We start from the raw sequence: 10,084 nt of genomic DNA, 5'->3' as shown, positions 1-10,084 counted from the left end.
CTTTGCCACAACGCACTCAGGCCCAGGCGTCCTGGGTGGGTGACGGGTGGGCCACCCAGGACTCCTTCATCGACCAGGAGTTCACCCCGTGCACCGACTCCCCGGAGGGCAGCGCCGGCTCGGTGACCACCCCGGACGAGTGCTATGACGGGCCGGTCCTGACGATGTCCCTGGACGGATCGTCGACCTCGATCGTCTACGACAAGGACACGTCCACCTACAAGTTGGCCGACGACAACGGCGCAACGGTCACGAAGGTGACCGGTTCGTCCAACGGTTCGGGCACCTATGACACGTCCTACTGGGTGATCACGGAGCGGGACGGCAGCAAGTACTACTTCGGCCGCAACGAACTGCCCGGCTGGGCCTCCGGAAACGCCACGACGAACTCGGTGGACTCCCAGCGCGTGTACGCCGCCCACTCCGGCGACCCCTGCTACAACTCCACGGCCACCAGCAGCTTCTGCACCATGGCCTACAAGTGGCACCTGGACTACGCCACCACCGCCACCGGTGCCGCGATGGCCTACTACTACACGCAGGACACCAACTACTACGGCGCCCACAACGGAGCCTCCGAGGTCAAGTACGTGCGCGACTCCTACCTCGCGCACATCGACTACGGCTTCACGACCGCCACCGGCCCCTACGGCACCGTCCCCGACAAGATCGTGTACGGCACGGGGGTGCGCTGCACCTCCACCAGCAGCAACTGCGGCAGTGCGGAGACCTCCTCCAACGCGTCGTACTACCCGGACGTCCCCTACGACCTGGTCTGCGCGTCCGGGGCCACCTGCAGCGCGTACGCGCCCGCGTTGTTCTCCACCGTCCGCCTGGCCTCGATCACCACACAGCAGTACTCGGCCTCCTCCAGCGCGTATGTGACGGTCGACTCCTACGCACTGACCCAGACGGAGCCCTCGACGGGTGATGCGACCAGCGCGACCCTGTGGCTGTCCTCGATCCAGCGCACCGGCGCGGACACCACCGCGGGCGGCTCGACCTCGTCGATCACCATGCCGGCGGTGAAGTTCACCGGCTCGGCACTGGAGAACCGGGTGAGCACCTCCACGTACCCGGGCCTGTTCCGCTACCGCATCACCGCGATCACCAACGAGATGGGCGGGGTGACCGGGGTCTCCTACACACTGCCGACCGCCTGCTCGACGTCGGCCACACCGTCCTCGAACACGGCCTCGTGTTTCCCGGAGTACTGGACGCCCAGCGGCTACATCAGCCCGATGCTGGACTGGTTCAACAAGTACGCGGTCCAGGAAGTACTGGAGACCGACACCACCGGCGGCTCGGCGATCAAGGAAACCGACTACTCCTACAGTGGTGCGGCCTGGCACTACGACGACGACGAGAACACCAAGGCCAAGTACCGTACCTATGGGCAGTGGCGCGGCTATCAGAAGGTGACCACCACCACCGGCAGCGGCGCAGGGGATGCCCAGACCAAGCAGGTCGATGCCTACTACCAGGGCATGGACGGCGACTGGCTCTCGTCCACCTCGAACCGCAGTGTGTCGCTGACTGACTCCCAGGGTGGCAGCCACACCGACTCCCCTCAACTCAGCGGGCAGATACTGGAGTCCACCTCCTACTTCGGCAACGGCGGCGGCGTCGACAACTCCACCATCACCTCGTACTGGATCTCCGCAGCCACCGCGACCCGCACTCGATCCGGGCTGTCGGACCTGACCGCCAACGCGACCGGCACCGCGGAGGAGTGGACCCGGCAGCGGCTGACCGACGGCGGCACCACCAGCTGGCGCTACAACGAGACCGACACCACCTACGACGCCACCCGCACCGACGACGACTTCGCCCTGCCGACATATGAGTACGCGCACACCGTGCCGGCCGGCTCCGCCTATGACCGCTGCACCGCCACCACCTATGCCCCGGCCAACACCAGCGCCAACATCGTCGGTCTGGTCTCGGGTGCGGAGGAAGACTCGGTGGCCTGTTCCGGCTTCACCGAGGGAACCGTCACCTCCGTTCCCAGCGGGCTGAACACCCTTGGCGCGCCCGCCGGCGTCAACCGTCCTGACCAGGTGGTCTCCGCCACCCGGACGTTCTACGACGACACCACCTTCTCCACCGCCTTCCCGCAGGCCAGCGCCCCGACCACGGGGCTGGTCACGATGACCCGCCAGGCCACCGACTACGGTGCCGGCGCGTTCACCTGGCGCACCACCGCGAAGAACACCTACGACAGCACCTACCACCGGCTGGCCGGAGCCACCAACGGCAACGGCAACACCACCACGACCAGCTACACCGTCAACTCCGCCTACCTCACCACCGGACAAACGGTCACCCAGCCCACGGTGGGAGGTGTCGCCCGCACCGGCAGTTCCACGTTCGACCCGGAGCGGGGCCTGACCCTCACCATGACCGACGCCAACCACGTGGTGACCTCCGCGCAGTACGACGCGCTGGGCCGGACCACGTCGGTGTGGAAGAACTCGCGCGCCACCACCTCGCTGGCCAACCTCACCTACACCTACACCCTCTCCAACAGCTCCCTGTCGGGCGTGGTGACCAACGCCCTCAACGACAACAGCGGCTACCTCACCTCGGTCAGCATCGATGACTCCCTCGGCCGCGCCCGTCAGACCCAGACCTACACGCCCCAGGGCGGCCGTCTGATCGACGACACCCTCTACGACTCACGCGGCTGGACGGCGAAGAAGAACACCGGCTACTGGGACTCCACCACCACACCGACACTGGGCCTGAAGTCGGTGGCCGACAACCAGGTCGCCGACCAGGACGTCTACACCTACGACGGGCTCGGCCGGCAGATCTACGACATCTCCGAGAAGTACGGCTCGGTCGTCTCGACCACCACTGGGGTCTACAACGGCGACGCCACCACCGTCATCCCGCCCGCCGGAGGCGTCACCAAGACCACCCGCACCGACGCGCTCGGCCGCACCAGCGAACTCGACGAGTACACCGCGGCACCCACCCTGACCACGCCGCTGAACACCGCCACGGGGACCCTCTACGTCACTGGCGGAACCACCAGCGCCACCACCTACGGCTACGACGGGCACGGCCAGCAGGCCGCCACCACCGACGCCAAGGGCGACGAGTGGACCAGCACCTACGACCTGGCCGGGGAGGTGATCTCCAAGACTGACCCCACGGCCGGCACCTCCACCATGGGCTATGACGCCGACGGCAACCTGCTGCAGACCAAGGACGTCCGCGGCCGGTACGTCTCCTACACCTACGACACCCTCGACCGGAAAACCGGCCAGTACGCCGCCGACACCGCCGACCAGGCCACCTACGCCTCCACCAGCTCGCCCGGCAACCAGACCGCATCCTGGGTGTACGACAACGCCAACACGGCGATCTCCGGTATGACGTACCCGATCGGGCACGTCACCACGGCGACCTCTTACAGCGGCGGTTACGCCTATGTCCAGCAGGCCGTGAACTTCAACGTCTTCGGCGAGTCCCTGGGCGAGGAGACCATCATCCCCGCCGGTGCACAGGGATCGGTCCTCGGCAAGACATGGAAGATCACCCACTCCTACACCACCGTCAACGGACTGCTGTGGACCGACGGCTACGCCCTCGGCGCCGGCCTGCCGGCCGAGACCGTCACCCACGGCTACAACAACGACGACGAGCAAGACGAGCTGGCCACCAGCGCCTACAGCTACCTGCAGAGCACCGCATACAGCGCCTACAACCAGGTCGCCCAGGTCCAGCTCGGCTCCTCCACCTCCTACGCCACCGTCACCGACGGCTACGACACACACACCGGAGACCTGAAGGACCAACTCGTCACCCGCTCCACCACCACCCCCGCCACCATCGACGAGACCGCCTACACCTACGACCTTGCCCGCAACATCACCCACCAGACCGAGACCCGCTCCGGCTCCAGCACCACGGCCGAAACCCAGTGCTACACCTACGACACCCTCGACCACCTCACCAGCGCCTGGACCACCGCCTCCACCGCCACCAACACCTGCGACACCACCCCCACCAGCAGTGACCACAGCACCGTCGGAGACGGCATCACCGGCGGAACCTACTGGACCAGCTGGACCTACGACGACATCGGCAACCGGCTCACCCAGACCCAGCACACCGTCTCCGGCACCGGCAGCGACACCCTCACCACCAGCGCCTGGTCCAGCAGCCAGCCCAACACGATGACCGGCACCACCACCACGGGCGGCTCGACCACCTCGACCAGCTACGGCTACGACGTCGCCGGCAACATGACCACCCGCGACACCAGCACCGGCGACCAGACCCTCCTCTGGAACAACGCCGAACAGCTGACCAGCGTCTCCAACAGCACCACCGGCACCGCCACCAGCTACATCTACGACGCCGACGGCAACCTCCTGCTGCAGATCGACCCCAGCACCACCACCCTCTATCTCGGCAGCGAACAGATCACCCTCAACGACTCCGCCGGCACCGCCACCGGCGTGCGTTACTACAGCGCCCCCGGCGGCGCCACCATCGTCCGCACCGGCACCGGCACCAACTACGGCTTCGAAATCGCCGCAGACCAGCACGGCACCAACAGCCTCTACCTCGACTACACCGCCCAGACCCCCACCTGGCGTCAGTTCGACCCCTACGGTAACGCCCGCGGCACCACCACCACCTGGGCCGACAACCGCACCTTCCTCAACAAAACCACCGACACCGCCACCGGCCTCACCGACATCGGCGCCCGCGAATACGACCCCACCCTCGGCCGCTTCATCAGCCTCGACCCCCTCTTCGAAGCCACCAGCCCCCAAGAACTCAACGGCTACTCCTACGCCGGCGACAACCCCGTCACCGGTAGCGACCCCACCGGTCTGTACTGCGACGGCTGCAGCACCAACAACCCTGACAGCGCGTGGTCCCCGAGCAAGCACAATGGCCCTGGCTGCACCACAGAGGGCTGCTACGACAAGCACGGGAAGAAGACCGGCGGTACGGCGAAGGCCAGCGGTACGGCGACGACCACCGGCAGCGGCAGCGGCAGCAAAGTCACCCTGGGCGGACGCGATGTCCCGAGTGCCGAAGAACTCGCGGCCCGCGGCGTCATCGGCTCCTACTTGCACCAACTCCACATGTGGGCGACACAGATCTGCAATGTCGTCGAGGGCAACGAGGGCTTCTGCGGCGCTGCGGACCGAGCGGGCCTGTTGAAGACCGAGCATCCGCTGATTTCGATGGCGATCAGCACCGCGGCCCTCTGCCTCCTGGCCCCGGAAGCATGCCTGGGCGCTGCGGCGGATGTCTTGAGCGGCGAACTCGAAATGGCCTCCGGCGGTTCCCTCGGCGTCGGATCGGCAACTGCGATGGCCCGCAAGCAACTTGAGGGCATCCTCGGAGCGGTCGGTGAGGACTCGGCCGCTGCAGCAAAACCCTGCAGCTTCACTCCGACGACAGCTGTGCTGATGGCCGACGGCAACACCAAGGCCATCGGAAAGATCAAGGCCGGCGACAAGGTCCAGGCGGCCAACCCCAAGACCGGCAAACATCAAGGTGCCCGCACCGTCCAGCACGTGTGGATCAACCACGACCACGACCTGCTCGACGTCACCATCCGCACCAAAGACGGCCACACCGCGACCATCCACACAACCGCCAACCACCCCTTCTGGGACGACACCAGGCACACATGGGTCCCCGCCGGAAAACTCCATCGCGGCGACGCCCTCAACACGGATACCAACAACCACGCATACGTCGTCACGACCAAAACCACGCCTGGTGCAGCAGACCGCTGGAACCTCACCGTCCAGCAACTCCACACGTACTATGTCCTAGCAGGTTCGACCTCAGTTCTCGTCCATAATTCGAGCTGTACGTCTCTTCCCTCGACATCGACGGATAGATTTGCAGTCATAGGAAGGCAGCGTGACGTCGAGGTAGCAAAAGACTGGCCCAACCACGAAGTGCTTGATCTCCCGCCGGGTAAATGGACTTCCGTCGAAGACAATGATCGGTGGATTCAGGGGATAATCGAGGGCCGCAAGCCGGTGTATGTCGCCTCGCCGACGGAAGGAAACCTGACCGTAGGGGGGCATCCAACTGTATTCGCCAGGGAGCTAAGGCAGTTTAGTGAGGCGGGTTACACGCGGACCGGAGACTACTTGCTTCCTCCGCAGGGGTGATTCAGGGGAGTTGGTGTATTTGAATGAAAATGAAAAAGATAGTTAGCTCGTCGTCCAGTTGTGGAGAGGATCCACGGTGATCACAAGTCGAATTGCCGCTAGGCTCAAAGGGCAGTACGGGGCTGAAGCGAGTTCGGTTTCCTCCCTGCTGGGAGAGGCTGAGGCTAGGGTTTTTCATGAAGCTGCGGAGGAAAAGATCACGGCCGCAGTTGTAATTCTGGCGGACGGGAGTGTGGACAAACTTCTCGGTGCGATTGAGTTGATGGAGACTGATTGGCGTGACCTGCTTATTGCGGCGGAGCTTGCACACGCTGATTGGCCGTCGAGGCTGGATGATATTTTTGGCACGAGTTAGGGTTGCGATATTATGGCCGGTCAGGTATACTGGCTCGATGTAGTCGCTGAGGCGTCCAGTAACACCCAGGCAAAACCAAGAAGCGTCAACACCAGGGCTTACGCGAAAAGCAAGACGCACCCGAATTGATAGGAAAAAAGCTCCCGAGCCCGTCGGGCCTCTCGCCGGTGATTTTCCGTGGATGGTGAAGATGTCCTTTAGTGCTCCAGTGGGAATTCGTGTCCTGAGCTGGTTCTTCTTTGGCAGTGGCGGGCGATGGCTTGGTGGTGTCTGCGCCAGTGGGACCAGTTCAGTGAGTGTTTTCAGCGTTGCTTCTCCAGGGTGAGGACGGCTTTGGTGATGACGCTTATGCGGTTGGGGCTGATGCGGGATCTGCGGAAGATCTGCCAGGACTTCAGCTGTGCGATGCCTCGTTCGACGGGTGCCCGGGCCGAGGACAGGGCCCGGTTCTCGGTCCGTTCGGTGAGGGTGAGTTCACCGCCCGGCGGGCGGCGCTTGGCGGTGGTGACCCAGTCGCCCGCACCGATGTAGGCCATGTCGGCGAGGATCGGGACACCCTGGCGCGCGCAGATCCGGAAGATCTTGTGGGTGCGGGCGGCCGTCAGATCGTGAGTCCGGCCCGGCAACGCCGGCGACAGCCACAGAATCTCACCGGCCGGGTCCGTGACGACCTGCACGTTCACCCCGTGCCGCTTGTGTTTCGAAGAGTAGTCGGCCCTGCCGTCGCCGACGCGGTCGCACTCGGCGAGCGTGCCGTCCAGGAGGACGAAGTCCGGGTCGTGCACGCGCAGCGTCTTCAACAGGCCCGGCGCCTGCTCGGCGAGCAGACCGGTGACCGCGGTGACGTAGGCGTGGGCGGTACCTACGGATATCCCGAAGGCCCTGGCGATACGGGCGAGGGTGTCATGGCGACGCAGGTACACGAGTGCGACCAGCGCACGACGGTGCGGCGGGAGTTTGCACCGCCGGTCACCCTCACGGGTGACGATGAGCATCGTGACCCACCCGACCAAGGCGTGAGGCAAGTCGAGTACGGCAGGATACGGAACCAACAGGGCTCCTGTGCTGCGGAGTTGAGACGTCGAACACCTCCCTCAACGGCACGGGAGCTCTGTCCGTTGCGCACCCCGACCTCACACCGCCCCCGTCACCCGATCAGTGGCACCGCTGAAAACGCTCAGTGCGTGGAGTCGTCTGTCCTGGTGGGGTCTTGGGTGGGGAAGGAAAGTGTCCAGCAGGCGCCGGATCTCCGCCACAGTGAGGGGGACGAGGCTGGTGGTGTCGTTTCTGCGCCCCCTTTGCGGCCTCTTGGGCCTGGGCCGCCAAGACGGTCAAGAAGGCGTGGGCGAGCATGGCCAGGGTGATGTGTTGGTATCAGCCCACGTAGCGGCGGACTTCGTATTCGTCGAGGCCGCACTCGTTCTTCGCGGCCTGGGTAGGGTCGGCCGCGCGGCGAGGTGCCAGGCGTGCTGGTCCTTTTCCGCGCGGCCTCCCTCCGAACCGGACGGGCCCGCTTTCCAGGCATCCGGCTCTCCGGTGACTACTGCGTGAGCGGGAAGGATTCCCGGTGGTGGATGTGGTCGTGGCAGTCGGCGCAGACCACGAGGGTCTTGCGGCGCCGTTTGGCCATGACTCGTCTCCAACGGGCGGGTTCCGCTCGGTCGAGTTCCTTCAGGTTACGGACGTGGTGGACTTCCACCTGGCCCGTGTGCTGGCAGAGCTCGCATTTACCCTGTTGTAGCCGGTCGATCAATTCCCGACGGGGGTAGGTGAGCCGACCCGCGTGGCGGTCGGTGATGACCGCGTTCTTCTGCCGTCGCAGCGGAATTCCGCCGAACCTGGCGACCAGTGGTCTGCTGCCCTTCCCACGTTCAACGATGGCTTCGAAGCACGTGCGCGGTCCGTGTGGTGTCTGGATTTTGGCCTTGTGCTTGGCCGCGATCCTACGGACCGACGTGTGGTGCTTGGAGGCCAGCGTTTTGAGCATGGAGGTCAGCATGACCCACCGCAGCCGGTGTAGTCGTCGGACGTCACCGGCGAGCAGGTAGTACTGGACGATGCCTCGGTACTCGGCTCCGTAGATCCGCACGATGTCGTGGTCGCTGAAGTTGATCACTTGGGAGCGCCGCGCGGGTTTGCCGCGCTTGGAGTAGAGGGCGATCTTGGCCTTGATCATCGATGTCGGCACGTGCAAGCTGATCGCTCCGTTCACGGCGCGTTGGCCGTTTTGGGTGCGCTGCTTGTCGTCGTGCTGCACGCTGATCTCATAGCCGAGGAAGCGGGCCCTACTGGTACGGGCATGGGTGATCAGCGTCTTGTCCTGGGACAATTCCAGCTTGAGGTCCTCGCGCAGGAATGTCGCCAGCCGCTGTTTGATCTCCTCGGCCTCGGCCTTGGGTCCGGTGAACCCGAGGAGGTGGTCATCGCAGTACCGCACATACCGTAGCCGTCGATATTCGGGGTCGTGGGTGTCCGAGCTCGGCAGCGTGCGCATCCGATCGCGAAGCTGCCGGACTTCCTCACGGTCCCCGCGGCGACGGGCTCGTGCGAGTGCATTGGCCACCTTCAGGTAGGCAGGGTTGCGGGCCCTGCGTGCGCCTCGGGTGTATTCCGGTATCAGAACCGTCTCGACGAATTCATCCAGCCGCTGCAGATAGATGTTTGACAGGACGGGGGATGTGCAGCCGCCCTGCGGCGCGCCGCTGAGGGTGGCGTTGAATACCCAGTCCTCCAGATATCCGGCTTGGAGCATGTTGCGCAGCAGCCGCAGGAACCGGTTATCGCGGATCTTTCCCGACAGGATCTCGATCATCCGGTGATGATCCAAAGACCCAAAGCAGTCGGCGATGTCTCCCTCGATGAACCATGTCGTCCCGGCCCAGGTGTTGGCCACCTCGCGCAGCGCGGTGTGGCACCCCCGGTTGGGCCGGAACCCGTGAGACCGGTCGGAGAACCTCGGCTCGTAGTACGCCTCTAACAACAGGCGCACCACCTCGCCGACGAGCTTGTCCGACCACGTCGGCAGGCCGAGCGGGCGCAACCTCCCGTTTTTCTTGGGAATGTAGGTCCGCCTGGCCGGGCTGAACCGGTAGCGCTCGTGGCGCATCGCATCGATGATGCGGTCGATCTTCGCCCGCGACATGCCGTCCATGGTCTCCTGCGTGGCTCCTGGCGTCATCGACCCTTTGTTGGAGTAGATGCGGCCATAAGCCAGCAGATATATCTGCGGGTTGAACAGTTGTCGATACAGTTCGGTGCACGGCAGCCCTTTCCTGCCGCGTTCACGCAGGACACCCAGCACCGTTTCGGCGCTCTGCATTTCGCATACCTTTCGGTCTCTCGATGTCCGATCACCTGGCCCCCTTTGCCCTGCCGGCGGTTTTCCCGCCGTCCTTGGTGGGGCGTGACTCCCACGACTGCTACGGGGCCTCCGTCGCCTTAGGACTCGCGTCCCTTAGGCGATCCCACGTTCGTCTCTGCCGTACGTAACAGCGCGATGTAGGTGTCCCACTCATCTCCTTCAATACCCTCGTTGGGCATCGTCCCGTTCCCAGAGGGTGCGGCAGTT

4 protein-coding genes and 1 pseudogene are annotated in these 10,084 nt (G+C 64.8%); 2 read left to right on the top strand and 3 right to left on the bottom strand.

What is annotated here, in order from left to right; genetic code table 11:
• Positions 1 to 35: 35 nt before the first annotated feature.
• Together JHN45_RS54385 and JHN45_RS14945 are read left to right on the top strand one after the other, a co-directional pair.
• Positions 36 to 6,161 (top strand): polymorphic toxin-type HINT domain-containing protein, encoded by a 6,126-nt coding sequence (locus tag JHN45_RS54385; protein WP_307783110.1) that lies wholly within the window; start codon positions 36 to 38, stop codon positions 6,159 to 6,161.
• Positions 6,162 to 6,237: 76 nt separating this feature from the next.
• Positions 6,238 to 6,516, top strand: coding sequence for a hypothetical protein (locus tag JHN45_RS14945; protein ID WP_201049315.1), 279 nt, complete (start codon positions 6,238 to 6,240; stop codon positions 6,514 to 6,516).
• A gap of 302 nt (positions 6,517 to 6,818) precedes the next feature.
• Here the strand turns inward: JHN45_RS14945 and JHN45_RS14940 are convergent, their stop codons facing one another.
• The 3 genes and pseudogenes from JHN45_RS14940 to JHN45_RS14935 form a co-directional block, all read right to left on the bottom strand.
• A complete protein-coding gene (locus tag JHN45_RS14940) occupies positions 6,819 to 7,568 on the bottom strand; it encodes a transposase family protein (protein WP_201049314.1) in 750 nt (249 codons plus the stop codon).
• A gap of 244 nt (positions 7,569 to 7,812) precedes the next feature.
• Positions 7,813 to 7,950, bottom strand: a pseudogene (locus JHN45_RS54705) (IS701 family transposase); the annotation flags it as partial.
• Positions 7,951 to 8,056: 106 nt separating this feature from the next.
• Positions 8,057 to 9,835: a reverse transcriptase/maturase family protein gene (locus JHN45_RS14935; RefSeq protein ID WP_201049313.1), complete on the bottom strand. Its 1,779-nt coding sequence runs from the start codon at positions 9,833 to 9,835 to the stop codon at positions 8,057 to 8,059.
• Positions 9,836 to 10,084 lie beyond the last annotated feature (249 nt).

Origin of the sequence: Streptomyces sp. MBT53 (genome assembly GCF_016654115.1) — a bacterium.
Taxonomy (GTDB): Bacteria; Actinomycetota; Actinomycetes; order Streptomycetales; family Streptomycetaceae; genus Streptomyces.
This window is presented reverse-complemented; position numbering and strand designations above follow the sequence as displayed.

Coding starts and splice junctions, on each gene's coding strand:
- JHN45_RS14935 (WP_201049313.1), bottom strand. CDS start 9,835: ATGCAGAGCGCCGAAACGGTGCTGGGTGTCCTGCGTGAACGCGGCAGG.